Source organism: Flavobacterium gillisiae (assembly GCF_900107635.1).
GTDB classification, from domain to species: domain Bacteria; phylum Bacteroidota; class Bacteroidia; order Flavobacteriales; family Flavobacteriaceae; genus Flavobacterium; species Flavobacterium gillisiae.
Window position 1 is genome coordinate 246463 of the sequence record NZ_FNRD01000004.1, and the last position, 25947, is coordinate 272409.

General features: G+C 34.6%; 22 protein-coding genes. 9 read left to right on the forward strand and 13 right to left on the reverse strand.

Annotated features, from left to right (window positions below; translation table 11 throughout):
* Nucleotides 1-67: 67 nt before the first annotated feature.
* The 7 genes from BLV35_RS07745 to hemN all read left to right on the forward strand — a co-directional run bounded on the left by BLV35_RS07745 (nucleotide 68) and on the right by hemN (nucleotide 9963).
* On the forward strand, nucleotides 68-1696 hold the full coding sequence (locus BLV35_RS07745; protein ID WP_091087450.1) for an OstA-like protein: 1629 nt from the start codon (nucleotides 68-70) through the stop codon (nucleotides 1694-1696).
* A 51-nt stretch (nucleotides 1697-1747) separates the two neighbouring features.
* Nucleotides 1748-2584 (forward strand): prolipoprotein diacylglyceryl transferase, encoded by an 837-nt coding sequence (lgt, locus tag BLV35_RS07750; RefSeq protein WP_091087454.1) that lies wholly within the window; start codon nucleotides 1748-1750, stop codon nucleotides 2582-2584.
* A 40-nt stretch (nucleotides 2585-2624) separates the two neighbouring features.
* Nucleotides 2625-3821, forward strand: a complete 1197-nt coding sequence (locus tag BLV35_RS07755; RefSeq protein ID WP_091087458.1) for an aspartate aminotransferase family protein — start codon at nucleotides 2625-2627, stop codon at nucleotides 3819-3821.
* 132 nt (nucleotides 3822-3953) lie between these two features.
* Entirely contained in the window at nucleotides 3954-5348 is a 1395-nt protein-coding gene (locus BLV35_RS07760) for a tetratricopeptide repeat protein (RefSeq protein WP_091087461.1), read from the forward strand.
* Between the two features lie 2 nt (nucleotides 5349-5350).
* Nucleotides 5351-6103 carry a shikimate dehydrogenase family protein gene (locus BLV35_RS07765; protein ID WP_091087464.1) on the forward strand — a complete coding sequence of 251 codons (753 nt, stop codon included), beginning with the start codon at nucleotides 5351-5353 and terminating at the stop codon, nucleotides 6101-6103.
* Nucleotides 6104-6435: 332 nt separating this feature from the next.
* Complete coding sequence (locus tag BLV35_RS07775; RefSeq protein ID WP_091087469.1) at nucleotides 6436-8460, forward strand: DUF349 domain-containing protein; 2025 nt, start codon at nucleotides 6436-6438, stop codon at nucleotides 8458-8460.
* A gap of 138 nt (nucleotides 8461-8598) precedes the next feature.
* The gene (hemN, locus tag BLV35_RS07780) at nucleotides 8599-9963 is read left to right on the forward strand and encodes an oxygen-independent coproporphyrinogen III oxidase (protein ID WP_091087472.1); all 1365 of its coding nucleotides are present in this window, start codon (nucleotides 8599-8601) and stop codon (nucleotides 9961-9963) included.
* A gap of 165 nt (nucleotides 9964-10128) precedes the next feature.
* On the opposite strand, the gene BLV35_RS07785 is transcribed toward hemN, so the two are convergent.
* From BLV35_RS07785 to BLV35_RS07825, 9 genes are all read right to left on the reverse strand, one after another.
* Nucleotides 10129-10365 (reverse strand): HP1242/YdcH family protein, encoded by a 237-nt coding sequence (locus BLV35_RS07785; RefSeq protein WP_091087475.1) that lies wholly within the window; start codon nucleotides 10363-10365, stop codon nucleotides 10129-10131.
* 32 nt (nucleotides 10366-10397) lie between these two features.
* A complete protein-coding gene (locus BLV35_RS07790; RefSeq protein ID WP_091087478.1) occupies nucleotides 10398-11099 on the reverse strand; it encodes a sulfite exporter TauE/SafE family protein in 702 nt (233 codons plus the stop codon).
* Nucleotides 11100-11155: 56 nt separating this feature from the next.
* On the reverse strand, nucleotides 11156-11605 hold the full coding sequence (locus BLV35_RS07795) for a FixH family protein (protein WP_091087481.1): 450 nt from the start codon (nucleotides 11603-11605) through the stop codon (nucleotides 11156-11158).
* A gap of 116 nt (nucleotides 11606-11721) precedes the next feature.
* Nucleotides 11722-13140: a cytochrome c oxidase accessory protein CcoG gene (ccoG, locus tag BLV35_RS07800; protein WP_091087485.1), complete on the reverse strand. Its 1419-nt coding sequence runs from the start codon at nucleotides 13138-13140 to the stop codon at nucleotides 11722-11724.
* A 26-nt stretch (nucleotides 13141-13166) separates the two neighbouring features.
* A complete protein-coding gene (locus BLV35_RS07805; RefSeq protein WP_091087488.1) occupies nucleotides 13167-14063 on the reverse strand; it encodes a cbb3-type cytochrome c oxidase N-terminal domain-containing protein in 897 nt (298 codons plus the stop codon).
* Nucleotides 14064-14087: 24 nt separating this feature from the next.
* Complete coding sequence (locus BLV35_RS07810; RefSeq protein WP_091087491.1) at nucleotides 14088-14258, reverse strand: CcoQ/FixQ family Cbb3-type cytochrome c oxidase assembly chaperone; 171 nt, start codon at nucleotides 14256-14258, stop codon at nucleotides 14088-14090.
* Nucleotides 14259-14263: 5 nt separating this feature from the next.
* Entirely contained in the window at nucleotides 14264-16453 is a 2190-nt protein-coding gene (ccoN, locus tag BLV35_RS07815; protein WP_091087495.1) for a cytochrome-c oxidase, cbb3-type subunit I, read from the reverse strand.
* Nucleotides 16454-16455: 2 nt separating this feature from the next.
* Nucleotides 16456-16647, reverse strand: coding sequence for a cbb3-type cytochrome oxidase assembly protein CcoS (gene ccoS, locus BLV35_RS07820; protein ID WP_091087498.1), 192 nt, complete (start codon nucleotides 16645-16647; stop codon nucleotides 16456-16458).
* 95 nt (nucleotides 16648-16742) lie between these two features.
* Complete coding sequence (locus tag BLV35_RS07825) at nucleotides 16743-19121, reverse strand: heavy metal translocating P-type ATPase (RefSeq protein ID WP_091087501.1); 2379 nt, start codon at nucleotides 19119-19121, stop codon at nucleotides 16743-16745.
* Between the two features lie 105 nt (nucleotides 19122-19226).
* On the opposite strand from BLV35_RS07825, the gene BLV35_RS07830 reads away from it, so the two are divergent.
* Nucleotides 19227-19907: a Crp/Fnr family transcriptional regulator gene (locus tag BLV35_RS07830; RefSeq protein ID WP_091087504.1), complete on the forward strand. Its 681-nt coding sequence runs from the start codon at nucleotides 19227-19229 to the stop codon at nucleotides 19905-19907.
* A gap of 8 nt (nucleotides 19908-19915) precedes the next feature.
* Here the strand turns inward: BLV35_RS07830 and BLV35_RS07835 are convergent, their stop codons facing one another.
* The 4 genes from BLV35_RS07835 to def all read right to left on the reverse strand — a co-directional run bounded on the left by BLV35_RS07835 (nucleotide 19916) and on the right by def (nucleotide 23515).
* Nucleotides 19916-21364, reverse strand: coding sequence for an APC family permease (locus BLV35_RS07835; RefSeq protein WP_091087508.1), 1449 nt, complete (start codon nucleotides 21362-21364; stop codon nucleotides 19916-19918).
* A 99-nt stretch (nucleotides 21365-21463) separates the two neighbouring features.
* Nucleotides 21464-22246 (reverse strand): nucleoside triphosphate pyrophosphohydrolase, encoded by a 783-nt coding sequence (mazG, locus tag BLV35_RS07840; protein ID WP_091087511.1) that lies wholly within the window; start codon nucleotides 22244-22246, stop codon nucleotides 21464-21466.
* A gap of 112 nt (nucleotides 22247-22358) precedes the next feature.
* Nucleotides 22359-22838 (reverse strand): DUF5606 family protein, encoded by a 480-nt coding sequence (locus BLV35_RS07845; RefSeq protein ID WP_245712030.1) that lies wholly within the window; start codon nucleotides 22836-22838, stop codon nucleotides 22359-22361.
* A gap of 89 nt (nucleotides 22839-22927) precedes the next feature.
* The gene (gene def / locus BLV35_RS07850; RefSeq protein WP_091087515.1) at nucleotides 22928-23515 is read right to left on the reverse strand and encodes a peptide deformylase; all 588 of its coding nucleotides are present in this window, start codon (nucleotides 23513-23515) and stop codon (nucleotides 22928-22930) included.
* Nucleotides 23516-23714: 199 nt separating this feature from the next.
* Between def and BLV35_RS07855 the strand changes: the two genes are divergently transcribed.
* Entirely contained in the window at nucleotides 23715-25943 is a 2229-nt protein-coding gene (locus BLV35_RS07855) for an FUSC family protein (RefSeq protein WP_091087518.1), read from the forward strand.
* The last annotated feature ends 4 nt before the right edge of the window (nucleotides 25944-25947 follow it).

The following is a 25947-nucleotide window of genomic DNA, read 5'->3' on the forward strand; positions in this document are numbered from 1 at the left end:
TCCTTTTTCTTAAATTTGAAAAAAAATAAATCCATTGAAGAAGTCCTTATTTTTCATCTGTTGTTGTTTGGCAATACTAAGTTCAAAATCTGTTTTGGCACAAGCACCAAAAAAAATCATTGTAGAACATTCTGATTTTGCAGATGTTAATCAAGCAGAGATGCCAGATGCCTTTTTACTTACCGGAAACGTGAGAGTTAACCATGATGGTGTTGTCCTAACTTGCAATAAGGCCTACTATTTTCAAAAAGAGAATTACATTAAAGCTTTTGGAAATGTACAATTAGTTCAGGGTGACACTTTATTCCTAAACAGTAAATATGCGGAGTATAGCGGTAACGCCAAGAAAGCTTTTGCTACCGGCGAAGCTTTCATGAGTTCTCCCGATGCAACTTTAGCAACGGATACAATAAACTTTGATCGAAATTCTCAAGAAGTATATTACAATACAAAAGGAACTATTGTCAATAAAGACAATACTCTAGTTAGTAAATCTGGTAAATATTATGTGAATCAAAAAAAATTCCAGTTCCTGACAGCTGTTACAATCACTAATCCTACTTATGTAATAAAATCTAATCATGTCGATTATTTTACAAATTCTGGCCACTCCTATCTTTTTGGGCCATCTACAATTACAAGTAAGAAAAATTACATCTATACTGAAAAAGGGTTTTATGACACCAAAAGAAACATGGGCCATTTTCTTAGAAAATCGTATATAAAATATGAAGACCGACTTATTGAAGGAGACAGTTTGTATTATGATCGAAATAAAGAATTCGCTTCGGCAACTCGCAATGTAAAAATAACCGATTCTATTAATCGCGGAATTGTAAAGGGGCATTATGCCGAAATATATAAAAAACAAGATTCCATGTTTGTCACTAAAAGAGCGGTGGCTGTGAATTTTGTCGAAAATGACTCTGTTTATATTCACGGTAAAAAATTGATGGTGACCGGTAAAGAGGGCGACCAAATTATTCGAGCCTTCACTAATGTGCGCTTTTTTAAAACCGACATGAGCGGAAAATGTGATTCAATACATTCGAGTTCAAAAACAGCCTTAACAAAACTAATCGGAAACCCTGTACTATGGAACGGTGAGAACCAAATCACAGGAGATATAATGCATCTTATAGGGAACAACGCTTCTCAAGAACTTGATTCACTCAAAGTGCTCAACAACACTTTTCTGGTCTCGAAAGATACCCTGGGAACTGGCTATAATCAGGTAAAAGGGCAAAATCTCTATGGAAAGTTTGAAGAAGGCAAACTACATGATGTCGATATCGTAAAAAATGCAGAGGTAATCTACTATATGCGTAATGATGCACAAGAACTCATTGGTATCAATAAAAATTTGAGCAGCAAAATCAACCTAATTTTTGAAAATAATGCTGTAGAAACGATTACTTTTTTCAAACAAATTGATGGAGATATTTATCCTGACAAAGATTTACCAGAAAACGCAAGAAAACTTAGAGGCCTCGTCTGGCGAGGTGATGAACGGATAAAATCAAAAGAAGATATCTTTTCAGATGAAGACAACGAACTCAACGATAAAATGATAAAAGAGGGCGCAGCAGAAGATGCAAAAGAAAATGTCCCAATGAAAATCAGGAAGGAAACCTTAAACTACGATAAAAAGAAAAACCCACCGGCTCCCAAAGATGGAAAAAAGGGGAATAAGTAGTTTTCAGAATAAGAAATATTAAATACTACTCAAAGATAAATAGCTTAAAATATGACTGACAAGATTATTTATTGGAATACTGACTCTACAATTATATGGTTAACAGATAGTTTTCCGTTAAAATATTATGGGTTGCTATTTGCCATTGGAGTTTTACTCGGCTATAGTATAGTCAAGAGAATATTTATAAAAGAAAGTGTTCCAGTAGAAACATTAGATACCCTTTTCGTATATGTCATTGTTGGAACAATTTTAGGAGCCAGATTAGGTCATTGTCTCTTTTATGAACCCGCTTATTTTTTTCAACATCCAATGGAAATTCTTTTACCAATAAAAAAAATTGGAGGAGTTTATAAATTCATTGGTTTTCAAGGGTTAGCAAGCCATGGAGGTACAATTGGAGTTTTGATTGCTATCTTACTGTTTTATAGAAAAAACAAAATAAATCTGTTGTGGCTTTTAGACCGAATTGCAATTGCAGTGCCAGTAACCGCTATTTTTATCAGATTAGGCAATTTTATGAATTCGGAGATTTATGGAAAACCTACCAATGGCAATTGGGGTGTTGTTTTTCAAAAAGACGATTTAATTCCGAGACATCCAACGCAGTTATATGAAGCTTTCGCTTATTTTTTAATTTTTATAATCTTACAATTTTTATATAAATCCAACCTTACAAAAAGAGGAGATGGTTTACTATTTGGTATTTTTCTAGTATTATTATTTTCAGCACGATTAATAATCGAATTTTTCAAAGAAAACCAAGAGGCTTTTGAAAATCAGATGCCTTTAAACATGGGACAAATATTAAGTATTCCTTTTATTATTTTTGGCGTACTAATAATTCTGTGGAGACTCAAAACTCGACAAGTAAACCCAATAGTTTAAAAACTATTCTTTATCCTTTTTAAAACTTTAAGCAAAAAACGTGAATCAAGATTTCTTAAAATATCAGGCACAAACTTCTCCCTATCCATTAGGCATGGAAGTATCTTATGCAAAAGGTTCTTATATCTATGATACCAATAATAAAAAATACCTTGATTTTGTGGCAGGGGTTTCGGCTTGTACGCTAGGACACCAACCCGCGAGAGTAAATCAAGCCATCAAGGATCAATTAGACAAATACTCGCATGTAATGGTTTATGGGGAATATTCCCAAAGTCCGGCGGTGGAATATTGCAAGCTTTTAGCTTCACTCTTACCTGCTCCTTTAGATAAAACCTACCTCGTTAACTCAGGAACGGAAGCCATTGAAGGAGCGCTTAAGTTGGCACGACGCGTTACAGGTCGTAGTCAGTTAATTTCTTGTCACAATGCTTATCATGGAAATACGATGGGATCGATGAGTATCATGGGTTTTGAAGAGCGCAAACAAATTTTTCGCCCTTTGATTCCTGATGTCGATTTCATTACTTTTAACAATGAATCCGATTTAGCTAAAATAACGACAAAAACCGCAGGTATAGTTTTAGAAACAATCCAAGGTGGCGCTGGTTTTATTCAACCTCATAATGATTTTCTAAAAAAAGTACGCGCACGCTGTACCGAAGTTGGAGCTCTTATGATTCTAGACGAAATCCAACCGGGTTTTGGAAGAACTGGAAAACTATTTGGTTTCCAGAATTATGACGTTGTTCCAGATGTTGTTGTAATGGGAAAAGGAATGGGAGGCGGAATGCCTGTGGGGGCTTTTACCGCATCAGCAGCAATGATGGATTTATTGAGTGACAATCCAAAACTGGGACATATCACCACCTTTGGAGGACATCCTGTCATAGCGTCAGCCTGTCTGGCCACTTTGCAGGAAATTACTGAAACCGACCTAATGCCTAGAACCTTAGAGAAAGAAAACCTATTTAAATCACTTTTGGTACACCCTTTGATACAAGAAGTCAGGGGAAAAGGGTTAATGCTGGCCGCTATGACAGCTAGCGCAGCGATAACTAATGAAGTGATTTTAAAATGTCAAGACAAAGGCCTTATTTTATTCTGGTTACTATTTGAAGGATGTGCGATACGAATTACGCCGCCACTCACAATTTCAGACGATGAAATACGTGAAGGTTGCGCAATAATGCTGGAGGTAATGAATGAGATACTTTTGTCGACTACAGTTGATTAAAATATAATAATAGCTAAATAAATAAATTGTTTTCTTTTTGTTAATTAAATTGTTCACAACAATTCTGACTTTTCTTCCAATAACAACGAAGGATGCCTAATTTTAAGTAGGCCAAATTCTAAAAATAAAAGTATGCAATTAAGCAACGAAGAAGAAGACTATAACTTATCCCTTAAGAAATTTGAGTCTATGTTGAAAACCAACAAAGTACTCTTTTTTGATTCGGAAGAATTTGAAGAAATTATTCTTCATTATCTCGATATGGGTAAAGCCGCACTGGCAAAAAAAGCACTTAAACTTGCACTGGATCAACACCCTAAATCAACTGGTTTAAAACTAGTTCAAGTAGAAATGCTCGTATTTGACGACAAACTGGATATCGCTGAGAAATTACTCAATGAGCTTTATGCCATCGAACCTACGAATGAAGAAATTTTCATTCAAAAAGCCAATATCTACTCGAAAAGAGACCAACATGAGAAGGCGGTTGAATTACTAAATACTGCTTTAGAATATACTGATGATTATGCCGATGTGTATAATTTAATTGGCATGGAATATCTGTTTATGGATAATCTAGAAATGGCAAAACAGAGTTTCATCAAATGTCTCGAAGAAGACCTTGATGATCAATCCGCACTTTATAATGTGGTGTATTGTTTTGAATTTTTAGATCAAAATTTAGAAGCGATTGCCTATTTAAATAAATACATTGATAAAAATCCGTATAGTGAAATAGCTTGGCATCAAATGGGTCGTTTGTATTATGGTGTAAAAGATTATGAAAATGCCATTCGTGCCTTTGATTACGCTACCTTAATCGATGATGAATTCCTTGGTGCTTTTATGGAAAGAGCAAAGGCTTTTGAACGATTAAACAAATACGAAGAGGCGATAGAAAGCTACAGCCGTACCATCGAGTTAGACGATGCGACTAGTTATGCTTTGCTTCGAATAGGTAAATGTCATGAGAAATTAGGCAACAAAGTTTTAGCCCTTAAATTTTACAATGAAACCGTGCATGAAGATCCACTTTTAGATAAAGGATGGATTGCCATCACCGATTTTTATGTTCGTCAAAAAAACTATCAAAAAGCCTTATTTTATGTAAATAAAGCCTTAGCGATTGACAATCAAAATCGATTGTACTGGAAGCGTTATGCTACAATAAATAAACACATGAACCTCTTTGAAGAAGCCGAATTTGGCTTTAGAAAAGCAGTGGAATTTGGAGATCATGAATTAGACACTTGGTTATTTTGGGTTGACATTCTTCAATTCTTAGGGGAGTTTGAAAGTGCTATTCAAACCTTATTACAAGCCTCTGAATATTATCCAGAAGAAAACGAAGTTGAATACCGTTTAGCCGGACTGTACTTTATGATTCAAGACAATACGAAAGCAAAATTTCATTTGAGTAATGGTTTGCGTTTAAACTTTGACAACTATATCATCTTGGAAGATATGTTTCCAGTGGTTTGGACAAAAAAAATGGTTCAGAATTACATTGCCAAACATAAAAAATAAAAATGCAGGATATCATCAGAAAACGCTTTGGTTTATTGGGTCGAAATATTAGTTATTCTTTTTCGAAAGGCTATTTTACCGATAAATTCAAGGATGAGAACTATAAAGAGTATACTTATGAAAATTTTGACATTCAGGATATTGCTGAATTTGAAGACATCATAAAAAATAACCATCAGGAATTAGAAGGAATGAATGTTACCATTCCCTATAAGGAAGCTGTAATGCCTTTTTTAGATAAATTATCAAAAAAAGCCGCATTAATTGGCGCTGTAAATACTATCAAATTTACTAAAAAAGGGAAGTTAAAAGGATACAATACCGATTACTATGGCTTCAAAAAAACGTTAAAACCGTTGTTGCAAAAGCATCATAAGAAGGCACTAATCCTGGGAACAGGTGGTGCCTCAAAGGGTATCGCTTTTGCTCTGGATGAGTTAGGAATTAAATATACTTTCGTCTCAAGAAATGGGAAAGAAAACACTATTTCTTATGAAGAAATTGATGCCGCTACATTTAAAAAAAATCAAATCATAATCAACTCTACTCCTGTGGGAACAAGTCCTGATATCGAAGCGTTTCCATTAATTCCATACGAATACTTCACCGATAAGCATATTGCTTTTGATTTGATTTATAATCCTGCAGAAACGCAGTTTTTAAGAAAAGCAAAAGAGAAAGGTGCTCAAATTAAAAACGGTTATGATATGTTAGTTTATCAAGCCGAAAAAGCGTGGAAGATCTGGAATAAATAAAGTATCCCTTTCTTACATATAATCCTGCATTAAATGACTGTACCGAGGTATCACCATTTAATGTAGGATTTTTCATTTCGACGAATAACCTACTCATTACTAACCCACTACGCCATAGCCCTGATAGCAGCGGCATCCTTTTTATCTTGAATTTAGTTCAGGATTCTGAACTAAATTCAAGATAAAAAGATATAGCGAATAGCAGGAAATTGCTACAAAAAAGCCTGCTAAGCAACCTAAAACCACTATAAATAAGGTAATTATTTTGTATTTCAGTATTCCTTTACTATCTTTCGTTTTCGATAAAATAGGAACCTTAAACATTTAAAAAAATGTTAGAAGAAAAGAATGACAACCTGCAAGACGCAGATGGAAATGTAGCTAATGATTCAAATGAATCTGTTCAAGTTGAGACAACAATCACAGAAACCGAAGCGACTACCGAGGATACCGCTGCTGAAACAACAGAGGTTGTAGAAGAGAATATTGTCGCTGCTCCTGAAGAAGAAGCGGTTAACACAGATACTGTAACTGAACATGTAAATCAAAAAGCTTTAAACTCAATAGATGATTCTAATGCCGAGGAAAGTGAGGACGAAACTTTAAAAGACCGTCATCATATCCCTATGCAAGATTATGATACATTGTCAATGGAGCAACTTGTAGATGAACTACAAATTCTTGTTGCAAACGACAAGGTAATGTCAGTTAAGGATCACGTTGAAGAAATTAAAAAGGCATTTTTAGCAAAATACAACCATTTTATCGAAGAGAAAAAGGAGGAGTATCACAATGAAAACCCTGATACGACAGAAGATTTTCAATACCATTTCCCTTTAAAAACAAAGTTTGATCAATCTTACTCTACTTATAGAGACAATAAAAACACCCATTTCAAGAGTTTACAAACGAACTTGAAATCCAATTTAGAAAATAGATTAGCCATTGTTGAAGAACTGAAAGAGCTAATCAATCCACAGGAAAACATCAAAGACACCTTAAAGCATTTTAATGAGTTAAGAGACAGGTGGAAAAATGCGGGATCGATACCAAAAGACAAATACAACCACGTATGGAATAACTACCATTTTCATGTAGAGAATTTCTATGACTATTTACATCTTGATCGTGAGGCCAGAGACCTTGACTTTAAACACAATTTAGAGCAAAAGCAAAAAATCGTGGCTCGTGTTGAGGAACTTGTGAACGAAGCCGATGTAAATAAAGCCTTTAGAGAATTACAAGACTTACATAGAATCTGGAAAGAGGATATTGGTCCTGTTTCTAAAGAACATCGTGATGAGATCTGGAACCAATTTAGTGATTTGACAAAACAAATGCACGATAAGCGTGAGGTTTTATTTGAGAAACTAAGAGGTACTGAGCTGGAAAACCTAGAAAAGAAAAAAGAAATCATAGCTGCAATTGAAGTTTTGGCAACTGTGAAAGTAAATGCTCATTCGCAATGGCTTGGTCAAATTGAAAAAGTGGAAGCTTTAAGAACTGCTTTTTTCTCTGCAGGAAAAGTACCTTCAGATGTTAACGAAGAAACTTGGGGTGCATTTAAATTAGCCGTTAGAAATTTTAATTCTTTTAAAAATTCGTTTTATAAAGAAATTAAAAGAGAGCAAAATGAGAATTTAGCCAAGAAAAACGCGCTAGTAGCGAAAGCACAAGAGCTACAAGAAAGCACTGATTTTGCTGCTACTACTCCAATCATGAAGAAAATTCAGGACGAGTGGAAACAAATAGGTCATGTTCCAAGAAAATATTCAGATAAAATCTGGAAAGAGTTCAAAGATGCCTGTAATCATTATTTCAACAAGTTAAAAGAGCAAAAAGACGAACATAATATTGAAGAAATAGAAGCTTTTGACAAGAAGAAAGCCTATTTAGAAACCTTGCGTGAATACCAACTAACGGGAGATCATAAAACTGATTTGGATGCTATAAAATTGCATATCGAAACTTGGAAAAATTTTGGAAAAGTTCCTTTTCCGAGAAGGCATATCGAAGGAAAATTTAATAAAATCCTGGATGCCCTTTTTGATAAATTGAGTTTGAGCAAAAAAGATACAGATATGTTGCGTTTTGCTAATCGAATGGATCATTTATCAGAAAATAATGACACTCGAAAAATAGAAAACGAAAAGATTTTCTTGATGCGTAAGATTGACGAAGTTCAAAATGAAATATTCCAATTGGAAAACAACATTCAGTTTTTCACGAACACGAGAAATGCTAAAAAAGAAAATTCAATTGTTTTAGAAGTGAGAAAAAACATTGCTATTCATAAAGAAAGCTTAGACGTTTGGAAAGAAAAACTAAAACAGCTAAGAAACCTAAAGCAAGAATAAAATAATAAAATATTGTAAAAATAGGCCTCATTCTAGAAGTAGAATGAGGCTTTTTTATTTCTCCGACTTGAGTATGATAATTATCATTTTAATTTTTCAAAAATCCATCTACTTTTGATTATTGAAAATTGATATCTAATGAAAAATTCTCTAATCCAAAAATATAATGTTCCCGGCCCACGATATACTAGTTACCCTACCGTTCCTTACTGGAATGAAACGGACTTCGCATATCAAAACTGGATTGATACATTACAAAAATCGTTTACAGAAAGTAACTCTAAAGAAGGCATCAGTCTTTATATACACCTACCCTTTTGTGAAAGCTTATGCACCTTTTGTGGTTGCAATAAACGCATTACAAAAAATCATACTTTAGAAAGCCCTTATATTGAAGCCGTTTTAAAAGAATGGTCTCTATATTGTAAGATTCTAGGCGAAAAACCATCGATTAAAGAAATTCATTTAGGTGGAGGAACACCCACTTTTTTTTCTCCACAAAACTTAGAACATCTAATTAATGGAATTTTTAGTTCTGCCACAAAGGCAAAAGATTATGAATTTAGTTTTGAAGGACACCCAAATAACACTACGCACGAGCACTTACAAAAGTTATACGACTTAGGGTTTAGAAGGGTTAGCTTTGGTGTTCAGGATTACTCTGAAAAAGTTCAAAAGGCAATTCACCGCGAGCAACCCTTTCACAATGTGGCTAAAGTAACTTTCTGGGCAAGGGAGATAGGCTACACTTCTATAGGGCACGATATAATCTTTGGATTACCGTTTCAACAAATTGAAGATGTAATTGATACCGTTGAAAAAACAAAATCATTGCAGCCGGATCGATTGGCATTTTATAGTTATGCTCATGTGCCGTGGATTAAAGGTAACGGTCAACGTGGTTTTAAAGATGAGGACTTACCACAAGATAGTGAAAAGAGAAAGCTGTATCAAATAGGAAAGGAATTACTGCAAGAGAATGGGTATCATGAAATAGGTATGGATCACTTTGCATTAAAAACGGACAGCCTGTATGAAGCGTACGAACGCGGTGAACTACACCGTAATTTCATGGGCTATAGTTCCTCAAAAACGCAGTTAATGATTGGTTTAGGAGTATCATCAATAAGTGACAGCTGGTATAGTTTTGCCCAAAACGAGAAAAAAATAGAAGACTATTACCAAATCTTAGAATGGGATAAATTACCCATCTTTAGAGGACATTTATTGACTGACGAAGACCTGATTATAAGAAAACACATTTTAAATTTAATGTGTGAGTTTTCAACTTCCTGGACGGATGCATCTACTTATTTCAAAGAAATACCCGAGGTTCTTATTCAACTAAAAGAAATGGAAAAAGACGGACTACTAGAAATGAATAAAGACAGCCTAAAAGTAACAGAAAGTGGCAAGCCCTATATTCGTAACATATGCATGGCTTTTGACCTACATTTAAAACGAAAAGCCCCAGACACCCAATTATTCTCTATGACGATTTAAAACAAGTCGCCATAAAGTTGTACTAAATTAATTTATATTTTAGTCCAAAGCGTTCTGATATAATGCCGATATAATAATACATAAAAACCATTTAAGATTATACACTGCAATTATTGCAGCTTATAACCTTAAATGGTTTTCTTTTTGTTAGCTCACTAAATTCAATTATTCTTCCTTAGTCAACATAGAATATAGTTCGTCTTTAACGAATAATAATTTAGCTTTTACTTCGTGTGCATGTTCATCAGTTACGACCTCAACATCTGTATTGATTCTATGAACTTGATGTTCTAATTCATTGTATTCGTCAAATAATTTTTTAAAATGATTGTCATCAGTTTTTAGTTGATGAATTTTATCATGATATTCCGGGAACTCGTGTAATAAATCGTGTCTTTCCATTTTATTTATTTTAAATAATTAATAATAGTATTTTAATGACATTGCGGATTTTCTTGTACAAAAAGGCTCATATTTGAAGGCGAAACATAAGGTATTCCTAAACCTAAACCTCTTAATATAAACAGTACCCCAATAATAACTGCAACATAAGGAATCACTTTTTGAATTTTGTTTCGAATTGGAATAGTCAAATACGAATTGATGTAAATCACACTACTCATCATGGGTACAGTTCCCAATCCGAATAAAACCATGTACAACACTCCAAAACCAGCATTTTGCATGGCTATTGCACCAAACAAGGCGACATAGACCATTCCGCAGGGTAAAAATCCATTTAACAAGCCTATGGTGAATAGTGATTGATAACTTTTGTTTCTAAATTGACTGCCTAAGGTTGTTTTTATTCTAGAAATCAAAACGAAAACGGGTTTCGAAAAGTTGTACTTCGCGAATGTCTTCTCTGGAATCAAAATTACAGCAATCATTGCAACCCCAATGAATATTGATAAATTCTGTTGGATTCCTGCCATAAAAAACCCTTTACCAACCAATCCGAATACAAGTCCAATAGTACCGTAAGCAGTCAATCTCCCAATATGATAGGTGATAATTTGAGTAACCTTTTTGGCAGGATTATTTCTGTCGACAGGCAACATCATAGCAATTGGACCGCACATACCTATACAATGAAAACTACTGATCAGACCGAAAAAAAATGCTGTATATAACATTTGACTCGAATGTTTAAAAGTTAAATATCAATTGTACCGATACTCAACCTTTGTGACTAATTAATGTAAATTGCTTCCTTCGATAAATATTCTGTACCTTCATATTGCCATTCCATATTAATGTCCCATTGACCGCCTACCAATTTTGATTTAGGTATGAGCAAAGTTGGATTAGATGACGAAATTGGAATTTCAAAATCTAATTTTTTGTTAGACGGTCTATAAAGGGACACTTTTCCTTTAATCTTATTTGGAATAAAAACAGCTGGAAAAACGACAGTTACTCCGGCTTCTGTTTTTGTAAAAACAGGTTTTTCAGCTAAATCATGTGCGTTTTGAATCCTCTCCATTTCTTGCTCAAAAACAGCATCATGCTTATAGTATTCTTCGACAACCAATTCATTGTCATATTTCGAATTGGACTGTACTTTAATCACAAAATATAAAATAAAAGCCATGAATAATGCTATAGCAATGGCAATTCCTGTTCCCCAATTTATTTTCATAATACAAAGCCAGCTAACCCCTGAAGGGTAATTCCCGATGGCAAATGAGAATGTTTATTACTATTTATTTCTTGATATAAAATATATTCAATACAAAACTATAAAAGATCTATTACCTAATCAAAAGTCCTAGGGCTTAGAAAACTTGTTGAACTGGTCACCACTTTTTTACTTCCCTCAAAAACCTCAATTTTAAGCGTCGTCTTATCACTTTCCAATAAATACTGATTAATCTCCACAAATAAAGTCCCGTTCTTCATTCCTTGTTTTGGCACTTTGATGGATTGATTTCCTACTAGTTTTAATGATCCTTTAATACCGACTAATTTGAAATGAACATCATTAAAATCATTGTTTGTTTTATTAATGATTTTATAAGTATAAATATTACTGATATTTTCTCCTTTGTGTTGAAACAATTGTCCTGGTAGTCTTAGTATGTTTGCTTCAACGTCATTACGTAGAAATAATAAACCAATCAATATTCCGACTAAAATGGCCAAAATAGCGGTATATCCTTTCATTCTTGCTGTGAATTTGAAAGGCTCTTTTTTCTCTATTTCATCTTCAGATGCATAGCGAATCAACCCTTTAGGCAATCCTACACTCTCCATTATTACATCACATTCATCGATACAGGCAGTGCAATTCACACATTCCAGTTGAGTCCCGTTACGAATATCTATTCCAGTTGGACATACATTGACACATTGTTTACAATCAATACAATCCCCTTTCCCAGTAACCGCTCTATCTTCTTGTTTATTGAATTTTGCCCGGCCTACTTCTTTTTCGCCACGAACAAAATCATACGCGACATTTATCGATTTGTCGTCTAAAAGAACACCTTGCAATCTTCCATAAGGACATGCTATAATACAAACCTGTTCTCTAAACCAAACAAAAATAAAATAGAAAACCCCTGTAAAAATGGAAAGCGCTATCAATGTACTCAAATGACTCGATGGTCCGTCTTCGATCATCTTGATCAACTCATCACTACTGATAAGGTAGGCTAAGAAAACATTAGCAATACCAAAAGATATTAATAGAAAGATAGTCCATTTAAAACCTTTCTTTCTGATTTTCTCTGCATTCCATTCCTGCTTAGACAGTCTAATTTGAGCTCCTCTATCTCCTTCTATCCAAAATTCAATCCTACGGAAAACCATTTCTAAGAATATGGTTTGGGGACAAATCCATCCACAAAATATTCTTCCAAAAATGACCGTAAACAAGATAACAAACACCACTCCCACAATCATAAATAGCACGAATAAATAAATATCCTGCGGCCAAAATGGAAATCCAAAAATATTAAATCGGCGTTCTAAGATGTTAAACATCATGAACTGATTGCCATTCACCTTTATAAAAGGATTTGCAATCAGAATAATCAACAAAAAATAACTAACCCACTTTCTATATTCCCAAAATTTACCCGAAGGCCTTTTAGGGAAAATAAACTTTCTGTTTCCTTCATCATCGATGGTACCTATGGTATCTCTAAAAGCTTCATCCGGTAACTTTGACATTTTGTGTGTTTTATTTGAACTATTCTTTATTTAACAACTGTAGCGTTATCATCAACCCAAACCTCACCTTCCGGTGCTTTTGGATCTTTAGGGTTACTATCCTTTAAAGACAATATATAACTTGCTACTTTCTGCATTTCCTTTGGTTTCAGCGTTCCTTTCCAAGAAATCATTCCTTTTCCATCACGCCCTCCATTCACTAAAGTATGGAATACATTTTTAATTCCGCCACCTAAAATCCATTTATCATCTGTCAAGTTTGGACCAATTTGCCCTCCCGCATCAGCTCTATGACAAGCAGCACAATTAGTTGTGAAAATTACTTTTCCTTCTGCCAAATCAGCTGGTTCAGTTAGTAAAACCACGGTTTTTTCATCCATTAAATCGGGTGCCGTCTTCATATATTCTGCCACATCAATTTTGGCTTGAGCCAACTCTTTCTTCAATTCCATTTCCTGGTTGTCACCATCCATAACTTCAAAACGAACTAGATATACTACGGCAAAAACAATACAACCGTAGAACAAATACACCCACCATGGTGGTAAATTATTATCTAGCTCCTTGATACCATCATAATCATGATTCAGCAATAAACTTCCCTCATTTTCTATTGGCTCTGTCTTAGTAAGCCTTTTCATCAATTTTTTATACCATTCGCTATCTTGAATACTTGAGGTACTCACTTCAGCCATTTCTGCCTTCTGTTCCTCCGTAAGCAACTGATAAGTAATATTATCGATAGCTTTTATTGTAATTTCTATCGCTATTAAAAGAAATAGGAATACTAACAAAAACACCGAAACCATAGGGTATTTTAGAAATGCTGCGCGATCACCTGAGTCGATAAAATATTCCATTGCACCAAGAATGATGAAGAAAATTACCGGTACTCTAACATATGCTGGAATTAATTTTTTCATTTTAATTATTTTGAAATTATACTATTAATTATCGTTCAACGGCATTTGGCTCAATTCATCAATTTTATCCTTTTTATAGGACACCACCCATAAACCCAGTCCCACAAAGAAGCTAAAGAAAATCAATAAAGACAGTATCGGATAGATCTCAACTCCTGCAATGGTTTCCATGTTGTGTTTTATTTGTTCAAACATGATTTTTAGTTTTTAGCGTTATCTTTTACTTTAATATCTGTTCCAAGTCTTTGAATGTATGCAATTAAAGCAACAATTTCTCTTTGATGCATTGGTACAAATTCTTCTCCTCTTGCAGCTGCTTTTTTCTTGCTATCTTCATAACTTTTCACAAAGTCAGGATCTGCATGAAGATTGTCTTCAATCTTTTGCGATTGTTCCTTAATGGCATTTTTAGCATTTGCAACTTCAGCATCTGTATAAGGAACTCCTAACGTTTGCATTACTTTCATTTTTCCTTCAATATCTGAAATATCTAAAGCGCTATTATCGAATAACCATTTATAACCAGGCATAATAGAACCTGCTGAAGTACTTTGCGGACTCCACATGTGGTTAAAATGCCAGTTGTCATTGTATTTCCCACCTACTCTTAACAAATCTGGACCTGTACGTTTTGATCCCCAAAGGAATGGGTGATCGTAAACAAATTCACCTGCTTTAGACTGTGGTCCATAACGTTCCACTTCACTACGGAAAGGACGTACCATTTGAGAGTGACAACCCACACAACCCTCACGGATGTATAAATCTCGACCTTCTAATTCTAATGGTGTATATGGTTTAACACTTGCAATAGTTGGAATATTAGATTTCACCATTATAGTAGGAACAATTTGGATAACCCCTCCTATTAATATGGCAATTGTAGCCAATATTGTCAACTGAATTGGTTTTCTTTCTAACCAAGGGTGAAACTTCTCTCCTTTAATTCTACTACTGCTTATTTTTTGTAATTCTGGAGCTTCAGCTAACTCATCTTCGATTCTTGCATTCGCTCTAACCGTCATTACAATATTATAAGTCAAAACAAACATCCCAATAATATATAAAGTTCCCCCTATTGCACGCATCCAATACATTGGCATAATTTGCGTTACTGTTTCAAGAAAATTACCATACGTTAATGTACCATCAGGATTAAACTGTTTCCACATAGAAGCCTGTAGGAAACCAGCAACATACATTGGAATCGTATAAAGGATAATTCCTAAAGTTCCAATCCAAAAGTGGAAATTTGCCAATTTAAGTGAAAATAGAGGTCCTTTTGTCATTCTTGGAATCAACCAATAAATCATACCAAAAGCCATAAATCCATTCCAAGCTAATGCTCCCACGTGAACGTGTGCAATAATCCAATCCGTAAAATGCGCAATTGCATTTACATTTTTAAGAGACAACATAGGCCCTTCAAAAGTGGCCATTCCGTAACCAGTAATCGCAACTACGAAGAATTTTAATACTGGATCTACACGTACTTTATCCCAAGCACCTCTTAAAGTTAGCAAACCATTGATCATTCCTCCCCAAGAAGGCGCCAATAACATGATTGAAAATACAACTCCTAAATTTTGTGCCCAGTTTGGCAACGCAGAATATAATAAATGGTGTGGTCCTGCCCAGATGTATAAAAATATTAACGACCAAAAGTGAACAATAGACAATCGATAAGAATATACTGGACGATTTGCTGCTTTTGGAACAAAGTAGTACATCAATCCTAAATAAGGTGTCGTCAAGAAAAACGCTACGGCATTATGACCGTACCACCATTGTACTAAAGCATCTTGAACTCCAGCATAAACGGAGTAACTTTTCATTGGCGATACCGGTATTGCCAAGCTATTGAAAATATGTAACACCGCTACAGTAACGAAAGTGGCCAAATAAAACCATATCGCAACATATAAATGACGTTCTCTTCTTTTTAAAATCGTCCCGATCATATTGATACCAAAAACTACCCAAATCAATGCAATCGCAATATCAATTGGCCACTCTAGTTCCGCATATTCCTTAGATGATGAATACCCCATTGGTAACGAAATTGCGGCAGCAACAATAATTAGTTGCCAACCCCAGAAATTCAGATTACTCAGGAAATCACTAAACATTCTCGCCTTCAGCAGTCGCTGTAAGGAATAATAAACCCCCGCAAACATTGCATTTCCAACGAAAGCAAAAATAACGGCATTGGTATGTAATGGTCTTAATCGACCAAAACTCAACCACGAAACGCCATCTGTAAGGTTAGGGAATAAAAATAATGTTGCTAATAAAAGTCCGACGGTCATTCCGACTATTCCAAAAACAATGGTAGCGTAAATGAACTTCTTTACAATTTTGTTGTCATAATAAAACTGCTGCATTTCCATAATTAATTGTGTTTTTCTTCTGTTGTTTGTATTTCCTTTTTGGGGGTAATCTTGAGCTCGTCGTCGAATAACATTCGGACTGATGGCGTATAGTCATCATCATACTGACCACTTCTTACTGCAATTAAAAATGCAATAAAAAATGCCACAGCAACAACTATACTGATGGAGATTAATAAATAAATGACACTCATACCTACAATTTGTGTTTACAAAGGTAACTTGCACCTTTTTTATAAAGTATGACAATTATCATACTTACTTATTATTTGTTAATATTTATCTAAAATTATCTTAATTTCTTAGCGTAAAAATTACTCATTATAGTAACAAAACTGACAATCGTTATTGTACTCAGCGGCATAATTATAGCCGCTACTAAAGGCTGCAGATGTCCGGTAATCGCAAAAGACAAACCTACTACGTTATAGAGCAAAGACAATCCAAAACTCATCCTAATCGTTGTCATTGCCTTTTTAGACAACTTCAAAAAGTAATGTAGTTTTTGGAATTCGTTTGCTTCTAAAATCCCGTCGCATGCTGGAGAGAAAACATTGACATTTTCTGAAATAGAAATTCCGACATTGCTTTGCGCCAATGCCCCCGCATCATTCAAGCCATCGCCCACCATCATCACATTTCTTCCCTGTTCTTGCAATTGCTTAATGAACTCCAGTTTTTGCTCCGGCTTCTGGTCAAAAATCAATTCAGTCCCGGCAGGTAACAGTGTTTCTAAAGAAGATTTCTCCCCCTCGTTATCACCGGACAACACTTTAATTTGATAGGTACCCTTCAAACTTTTAAAAAGACTTTCTAATCCTTCTCTATATTGATTATTAAAAACGTACTTCCCAAAGTACTGCTCATTAATTGCGATATGAACCGCCGTTTGTAGCACCGCATTCTCGTCTGGACTACCTGCAAATGCAGCCGATCCGATTACTACCTCCATACCGTGAATTTTAGCCCGAATCCCTTTACCGGTTATTTCTTCAAAATCAGTAATTGCAACACTTTTCATTTCTGGAAGAAAGTCATACAACATCCTACTTAACGGATGATTAGATGCACGAAGTACTGTTTTGATACTGGTTAGATTCTCGCTAGACAGCGACTTGCCCTCATAAGAAATTTTCGCTTTTTTATTAGTGGTTATCGTTCCTGTTTTATCAAAAACAATGGTGTCCACTTTAGCTAATTGTTCAATCACTAGCGCATTTTTAAGGTAAAATTTCTGTTTCCCTACGATACGCAGCACATTTCCCATCGTAAACGGTGCAGTCAATGCCAAAGCACAAGGACAGGCCACAATCAAGATTGCCGTAAAAACATTAAAAGCAGTTGTAGTATCAACAAAAATCCAATAGCCAAATGCCGCAAAAGCAATAAACAATAATACAGGAGTAAAATACCTGCTTATGGTATCGGTTATACTTTTATGTCTTTGCACTACACTCTTCTGAAAAACATCATTACTCCATAACTGGGTGAGGTAGCTTTGAGAAACAGAATGCAATACTTCCATTTCAATAACTTTCCCAATCTGCTTTCCACCAGCAAATACTTTGTCACCGGAATTCTTAGTAATAGGAACTGCTTCACCGGTTACAAAACTATAATCGATGGCTGCTTTCTCACTAATCAATATTCCGTCAACAGGAATCAATTCCTGGTTTCTGATGAGTAGTCGATCTCCTTTTTGAATATCATAAACAGGGACACTTTCTTCAGTAGCATCACTATTGATTCGGGTAATTGCTATTGGAAAATAAGACTTAAAATCCCTTTCGAAACTTAAGAAACTGTAGGTCTTTATTTGAAACATCTTTCCTAACAGCATAAAGAAAATCAAGCCCGTAAGACTATCAAAAAAACCAGACCCATAATCAAATACAATATCAACCGTACTCCGTACAAACATCACAATAATTCCTAAAGCAATAGGAATATCAATATTTAGCATTTTAGATCGGATACTTTTATAAGCCGAAACATAATAATCGGAGGCGGAATACAAAAATGAAGGTAAGGACATAGCAAAAATAAGCCAGCGAAAGAATGGTTTATAAGTATCCAACCAATATTCGTTCACATCAAAATATTCCGGAAAGGAAAGTAACATAATATTACCGAAGCAGAAAAAAGCAACTCCTAACTTATAAGTCAAACTTCTATCTACATTCTTTTTTCCAGTTTCATAATTTTCAAGACTTATATAAGGCTCGTAGCCAATGGAACTAAGTAGGTAAACAATTTTACTTAGAGAAACGCTTTGGGGATCATAAGTTATTCTAACTTTCTTTTCAGGGAAGTTAACCTGTGAAGTACTTATTCCTTCTTGTAGACGCTGTAAATTTTCCAGAATCCAAATACACGAGCTACAATGTATGTGAGGAATACTAAGTGAAACAACAGCGGTTGTAGCTTCTTGAAAATCCAATAATTTTGAAACGATACTTTCATTTTCTAAGAAATCATATTTACCTTTAATATCAAGTGGGGTTGCTCCAGGGGATTTTTCAAAATCATAATAGCACGTCAAATCATTGACACTAAAAATTTCGTACACCGTTTTACAACCGTTGCAACAAAAACTTTTTTCATCAAAAATAATTTCTTCTGCTTTAATAACATCTAAACCACAATGGAAACAGTTTTGTGTGTCCATAATTTTGCTCATTTTACCTGATGCAAAGCTCCTAAACGAATGTTAATAAAAATATGATATATGTCATATAAATTCGTAAATTTACCGACCTAATCCCCTCTTATAATGTCAAAATGCGAACAATGTATTGTTAGAGAATTCAGTTCACTGAAAGCTCTTAATAAAGATGAACTGGTAAAACTTGCCGGTTGTAAAACGTCACGCATTATCCGAAAAGGAGAAGTGATTTTTGAAGAAGGAGAAAATGTAAATGGAATATTCTGTATTAAGGACGGGGTTTGTAAACTTACTAAATTGAGTCCCAATGGAAAAGATCATATTGTCAAACTAGTTTCAAAAGGAGAATTATTAGGCCAACGTTCTATGATTAGTGACGAACCCGTTAACTTAAGTGCTGTCGCGCTTGAAGACATGGAAGTGTGTTTTATTCCAAAAACCGAAGTCATGGGGTTCTTTGATAAAAACAATCAGTTTTCAATGAATGTGATGAAAACGATATGCGGTGACTTAAAAGAAGCGGACAGTCATACCGTCAATATGGCTCAAAAAACTGTAAAAGAACGATTAGCTGAAACGCTGCTTCACTTACACGACACCTTTGGAAAAAACGAAGATGACTCCTTAAAAATTCAACTATCAAGAGACGAGTTAGCCAGTATGATAGGGACAGCTACTGAAAGTTGTATTCGTTTACTGTCTGATTTTAATAAATTGGGATTAATCAAATTAGTCGGTAAAAAAATTACTATTACTGACATTAGTAAATTAAAAAAGATCTCCGAATAGCGGCTTCACTATTCTTTTTTATTCATCATAAAATAGTAAACAGGAATCCCTAAAAACACTATTCCGAGTCCTAAACCTGTATTTAAAGTATTGTAGACCAATAATGCAATACATATTGCCGAAGTTACTACTACATAAATAGCGGGTACAAATGGATATCCAAAAGCTTTGTAAGGTCGTTCCGTATCTGGTTCTTTTTTTCTAAGAACGAATACACCAATAATAGTTAAAATATAAAAGAGTAAAGACGCAAAAGTCGCATAGGTCAGTAAATCGCCAAACTTACCTGATACTGCTAATACAGAAGCCCAGATACATTGTACCCACAAAGCCTTAGCTGGAACTTGGTTTTTATTTAATTCTGTTGCTTGTTTAAAAAACAAACCGTCTTTTGCCATAGCATAAAACAACCTTCCTCCCGAAAGAATCAATCCGCTGTTAGCCCCAAAGGTAGACACCATAATAAGCGCAGCCATTACAAAAACACTAACATTACCCATAATCATACCAGCTGCCGCTGCTCCTACTCTGTCATTACTTGCAAACATGATTCCACTGTCAAAAACAGTTGTAGCACCTGGTGCTCCTTGCATTGGTAGTAACGCTAAATAAGCTACGTTTGCCAAAACATAAATAATAGTAACAATCAAAGTACCCAGGAATAAACTACGTGGAATATTCTTTTTAGGCTCTTTAATTTCTCCTGCAATAAAAGTCACATTATTCCAAGCGTCACTAGAAAACAATGAATTAATTATTGTCGCCGCTGCTGCTCCTAGAATTGCTGTTCCTGCCAATTTTGTAACCGTTACTGTTCCGTCCGAATTAAGTACCGTTTTACTAGCATCCCACATATTAGTAAAGTTATTCACCAAAACATCCGTTTTTAAACCCACATAAATTCCTAAAATAATTAAAGCGAATAAAGCAATCAATTTAGCCGAAGTTAGAATTAGTTGTACCGCTTTTCCAGTTTTAACCCCTTTAGTATTAACATATGTCAGCAAAATAATACTCAAAATAGCCAGTAACTTACTGTTTGTAAATGTTACAGAACTACTAATTTTAAACAAAGTATCATCTAAAAACGGAAAAAATATAGCGGCATAACTTGCAAAAGTCACTGCTATTGCAGAAATAACTCCTGTTTGAATCACGGTAAAAACCGTCCATCCATATAAAAAGGAAACTAATCGTCCGTAAGCACGCTGAATGTAAACAAACTGTCCGCCAGCATTAGGCATCATTCCGGCTAACTCACCATAACTTAGTGCAGCAGCCACGGTAATTAAACCAGTAACCACCCATATTATCAACAACCAAGCAGCAGAACCGATATCACGCGCCATTGCCGATGTTACTATAAAAATCCCTGAACCTATCATAGAACCAGCTACTAAACTGGTAGCATCAAGTAATCCTAACGAGCGCTTTAACTCGGTTTTATTTTCCGACATATGTATTTTGAATTGACTTTTATAAATAGAAAAATGGAACTACAATTTCTTCGCTTCTTCCCAATTTAGTATATTTGAAAATCAAAGATTTTCCAATTCCTAATTTTTGGGAAGCCGCTTCGCTTCTTCCCAAAAAACATCCATTTCAGCCAAGGTCATGTCCATTAAGGGTTTGCCTAATTCGCCTGCTTTACTTTCCAGATATTGAAAACGTTTAATGAATTTTTTATTGGTGCGCTCCAGAGCATCTTCGGGGTTTATGTTTAAAAAACGGGCGTAGTTTATCATCGAAAATAAAACATCCCCAAACTCGGATTCCATTTTATCTTGATCGCCAGCTTCTACTTCTACTTGCAATTCCTGCAGTTCCTCCTGTACTTTGTCCCAAACTTGATGTGGTTCATCCCAATCAAATCCTACAGCTTTTACTTTATCTTGGATTCGGCTTGCCTTCACTAAAGCAGGTAAACTTTTAGGTACACCTTCAAGAACTGAACTTCTTCCTTCTTTGAGTTTTAGTTTTTCCCAATTTTGTTTTACTTCTTCTTCATTGGCAACAACAGTGTCCGAGTAAATATGGGGATGACGGTGAATCAACTTATCACAAATTTCATTACACACATCAGCAATATCAAAATCATTCGTTTCGCTTCCAATTTTAGCATAAAAAACAATATGCAACATCAAGTCTCCTAATTCCTTTTTTACTTCATTTAGATCATTGTCTAAAATAGCATCTCCAAGTTCATAGGTTTCCTCAATGGTAAGATGACGTAAAGTTTGAAGAGTTTGTTTTTTATCCCAGGGACATTGCTCTCTCAACTCATCCATGATAGTTAACAATCTGTCAAAAGCCTTAAGTTGCGTTTCTCTTGTAGTCATAGTATTTGTTTTTTCCTTGTCAGTTTAGTCATTGAATAAAGGCTCGTAAAAATAAGAAATCCTGTCTTCTAAAATTAGAGAAGACAGGATTTTTTATAAAATTCAGAATGTATTATTCCTTAACTTTTTTTTCTTTTTTTGGCTTTTCAACAGCAGCTTCTACTTCGGCAACAGCAGGAGTATCCTCTGCAACGGCTGCAGCTGGTTCTGCATCAACAACCAAACCTTTAGCTTGAAGCATATTGTACCAATTCAATATTTTTTTAATATCGGATGGATATACTCTTTCTTCATCATAGTCAGCTAATACTTCTTTAAAGTACGCTGCTAATGTAGCATTGTCTTCTTTATGTGAAATTGCAGGACCATTGCTTTCTTTGGCAGCGATTTTCCCCATTATTTCTGCTAATGGTTTTTCGCCTTCATAAGTGTAAACTGAAATTTCAGATAATAAACTTACATTGCTTTTTAAATTTACCGTGATTTTCTTTCCATCCGATAATGATTCTGCAACAAAACCAGTACGCGTTTGTACTTTAAGTACATATAAACCTGGTTTCCCAGAAATGGCTAGTATTTTTTCTAAATTCATATTATTTTAATTATTATTAAGAATTCGATTTGTATATATTTTTTATTAACCACCAAAATCCATGCCTAAACATATCATATGGAAGTGTATTATCTTCCTTTTTTTGCAATAAAACGCATTCTATAATCTTGGAATGTCTTGCCTTCAGTAATATTCTTTAGTTTCTTTTGAATCAAACGTTTTTTAAGTGAAGAAATTTTATCTGTAAATAAGATTCCCTCGATATGGTCGTATTCATGCTGAATTACTCTCGCTATCAAACCTTCAAAAACTTCTGTTTTCACTACAAAATCCTCTTCACAGTACTCAATAGTTATTCTTTCGTTTCTGTAAACATCCTCACGAACATCAGGAATACTCAAGCATCCTTCATTAAAACACCATTCTTCACCGTCTTCTTTCAACATTTTTGCATTGATAAAAGTTCTTTTGAACCCCTTCAATTCTTGTTGTTCTGAATCTTCTAAATCTTCATCATCACTAAAAGGTGTTGTATCAACTATGAACAAACGAAGTGCTTTGCCAACTTGTGGTGCAGCAAGTCCCACTCCACATGCATTGTACATCGTATCATACATATTAGCGATCGTCTCTTTTAAGTCAGCATCTTCCTGAGAAATATTTTCCCCTACTTTTCTTAAAACAGGATGCCCATATCCTACAATTGGTAAAATCATTATTGTTATTTTAAGTATTAGCAACCGTAAATTCAGGATTTTCACACCTTAATTACGGTTGGCAAAAATAGTAAAAATTTAGACAATGAATAATTCCTAAAGGATATTTAGCATTTATTTCTACTTTAAACTTAAATCAAAGCCTTTTCAGCTATGGATAAATCGTACAATACTTATATTTGTATGCAATACTTATTATATGTTTCCTAAAGTCAAAAAGAATATAGACAGTACTTATTTTACAAATGCTTTAAAAATAACATTAGCAGCGGCTATTCCCGTTTTGCTATTTTCTTTCTTAGGCAATTTCCAAATTGGTTTTACTATAGCCCTGGGAGCCATTCTTGTTTATCCCAGTGACATCCCAAGTAATCTGAAACATAAAATTAACGGAATTCTTGTTACCATTTTAATCGTTTCCGGAGTTAATTTATTAATAAACCTCGTCTATCCCTACTCCTGGCTATTTTATCCTTTCTTAACTGTATTATTATTTTTCCTTTCGATGATTTCAGTCTATGGCCAAAGAGCAACGATGGTCTCATTTTCGGCTTTATTAACAATCTCATTGGCTTTTGCTCATTTGCAAATAGGCTGGGACCGAGTTCAGTATTCTGGACTACTACTTTTGGGAGGCATATTCTACCTACTTATTTCTGTAGTATTTTTTTACATAAGACCACATCGTTATGCTGAATTACAAATTGCCGAATGCATCAAATTAACCTCGAAATATTTAAAATTAAGAGGTGACTTATGGGAATTAAACTCAGACCGAAAAGCAATCACCGAAAAACAATTGAATTTACAGGTTCAACTAAACACTATTCACGAAAACATAAGAGAAGTACTTATCAGGAATCGAACTGATTCCGGTTCTTCTAATCAGAATCGAAAAATGCTTTTGGTATTCATTTCGTTAGTGGAAATTATGGAGTTGGCTATTGCTACTTCATTCGACCACAATAAGCTACACCAAAAATTTGACGCCCATCCAAGGGTTTTAAAAACCTACCAAAACCTTGCCTACAACCTTGCAAAAAGCCTCAAAAAAGTATCTGAAAGCATTGAAGACGGCGAGAAATACATTTCTGAACACAACCTTATTACTGATTTACACGACTTAGAACTGGCAATTACAAATTATGAAAATGATTTAGGGAAAGACAACGCTTCAGAAGGTGTTTTAATGCTAACAAACATGTTGCATTATGCGGAGAAACAAGTCGAGATAAACAAAACACTAGAGCGCGCTTTTACAACTGCAGTTAAATCACAAGACTTAAAAGGAAAAGATAAAGATTTAGAAAAATTCATAACGCCACAATACTATCCAATACGTACACTGATCGAGAATTTCAGTTTCTCTTCCACTGTTTTCAGACATTCTCTTCGGTTAACAATTACCATTTTGATTGGCTTTATAATTGGAAAAATATTACCCTTTCAAAATGCTTATTGGATCGTATTGACTATTGTTGTTATTATGAGGCAAGGATATGGCTTGACAAAACAACGAACCTTTCAAAGAATTTTCGGAACAATTCTAGGTGGCTTTATTGCTTTTGGAATATTATCCTTCGTTCATGACTCTACAATCATTGGCGGGCTAGCGATTATTGCGATGCTTTTTGGCTTTTCATTTACACCAACTAATTATAAAATTGGAGCCACATTCGTAACCATTTATGTGATTTTTATTTATGGAATTCTAACTCCTAATATCGAAGATGTAATTCAATATCGCGTTTTAGATACCTTGGTTGGAGCCGTTTTATCTTTTCTGGCCAATTACTTTTTGTGGCCTTCGTGGGAGTTTGTTAAAATTCCAGTGTATTTAGAAAAATCAATTGAAGCAAACAGAAATTATTTAAAGCAAATATCCTTGTTTTACAATAAAAAAGGAGAGGTTCCTACTTCCTATCGTTTAGCTCGAAAACATGCTTTTATTGAAGTTGGAAATCTGATGGCCTCCTTTCAAAGAATGCTTCAAGAGCCTAAATCGAAACAAAACAAATTAGCACAAGTCTATAAATTGACCGTACTGAATCACACCCTATTGTCGTCGGCAGCATCCCTTGGAACCTACATCCAATCCCACAAAACATCTGCGGCTTCAGAGGCATTTAATGTTGTTGTAGACAAAGTTATTAAAAACCTAAAAGATGCCATAACTATCTTAAAAGAAGATGGTATAGAGCCTAAAGCAAATACAATTAATGAGGATTTAAGCAAACGATTTATCGAATTAAATAAAATTAGAGCCAAAGAATTAAAAGAAGAAAATGCTATTGATGAAGACGCATTTCAATTAAAAATGCAGGAAGCACAATTGGTAATCGAGCAGTTAATATGGTTAACTAATCTATCCGAAAATATAGTTAAGACTACCCGAGTATTAATAAAAACAGAAAATGAACTCCAATAATTCA

Bases quoted from the DNA above. Each gene is read 5' to 3' on its own strand.
- BLV35_RS07825 (WP_091087501.1), bottom strand. From the start codon at position 19,121: ATGGACACACAAAACTGTTTCCATTGTGGTTTAGATGTTATTAAAGCA.
- BLV35_RS07805 (WP_091087488.1), bottom strand. From the start codon at position 14,063: ATGAAAAAATTAATTCCAGCATATGTTAGAGTACCGGTAATTTTCTTC.
- BLV35_RS07765 (WP_091087464.1), top strand. From the start codon at position 5,351: ATGCAGGATATCATCAGAAAACGCTTTGGTTTATTGGGTCGAAATATT.
- BLV35_RS07830 (WP_091087504.1), top strand. From the start codon at position 19,227: ATGTCAAAATGCGAACAATGTATTGTTAGAGAATTCAGTTCACTGAAA.
- def (WP_091087515.1), bottom strand. From the start codon at position 23,515: ATGATTTTACCAATTGTAGGATATGGGCATCCTGTTTTAAGAAAAGTA.
- ccoS (WP_091087498.1), bottom strand. From the start codon at position 16,647: ATGAGTGTCATTTATTTATTAATCTCCATCAGTATAGTTGTTGCTGTG.
- BLV35_RS07790 (WP_091087478.1), bottom strand. From the start codon at position 11,099: ATGTTATATACAGCATTTTTTTTCGGTCTGATCAGTAGTTTTCATTGT.
- BLV35_RS07835 (WP_091087508.1), bottom strand. From the start codon at position 21,364: ATGTCGGAAAATAAAACCGAGTTAAAGCGCTCGTTAGGATTACTTGAT.
- BLV35_RS07785 (WP_091087475.1), bottom strand. From the start codon at position 10,365: ATGGAAAGACACGATTTATTACACGAGTTCCCGGAATATCATGATAAA.
- ccoN (WP_091087495.1), bottom strand. From the start codon at position 16,453: ATGGAAATGCAGCAGTTTTATTATGACAACAAAATTGTAAAGAAGTTC.
- BLV35_RS07845 (WP_245712030.1), bottom strand. From the start codon at position 22,838: ATGAATTTAGAAAAAATACTAGCCATTTCTGGGAAACCAGGTTTATAT.
- BLV35_RS07775 (WP_091087469.1), top strand. From the start codon at position 6,436: ATGTTAGAAGAAAAGAATGACAACCTGCAAGACGCAGATGGAAATGTA.
- BLV35_RS07855 (WP_091087518.1), top strand. From the start codon at position 23,715: ATGTTTCCTAAAGTCAAAAAGAATATAGACAGTACTTATTTTACAAAT.
- lgt (WP_091087454.1), top strand. From the start codon at position 1,748: ATGACTGACAAGATTATTTATTGGAATACTGACTCTACAATTATATGG.
- BLV35_RS07810 (WP_091087491.1), bottom strand. From the start codon at position 14,258: ATGTTTGAACAAATAAAACACAACATGGAAACCATTGCAGGAGTTGAG.
- ccoG (WP_091087485.1), bottom strand. From the start codon at position 13,140: ATGTCAAAGTTACCGGATGAAGCTTTTAGAGATACCATAGGTACCATC.
- BLV35_RS07795 (WP_091087481.1), bottom strand. From the start codon at position 11,605: ATGAAAATAAATTGGGGAACAGGAATTGCCATTGCTATAGCATTATTC.
- mazG (WP_091087511.1), bottom strand. From the start codon at position 22,246: ATGACTACAAGAGAAACGCAACTTAAGGCTTTTGACAGATTGTTAACT.
- hemN (WP_091087472.1), top strand. From the start codon at position 8,599: ATGAAAAATTCTCTAATCCAAAAATATAATGTTCCCGGCCCACGATAT.
- BLV35_RS07760 (WP_091087461.1), top strand. From the start codon at position 3,954: ATGCAATTAAGCAACGAAGAAGAAGACTATAACTTATCCCTTAAGAAA.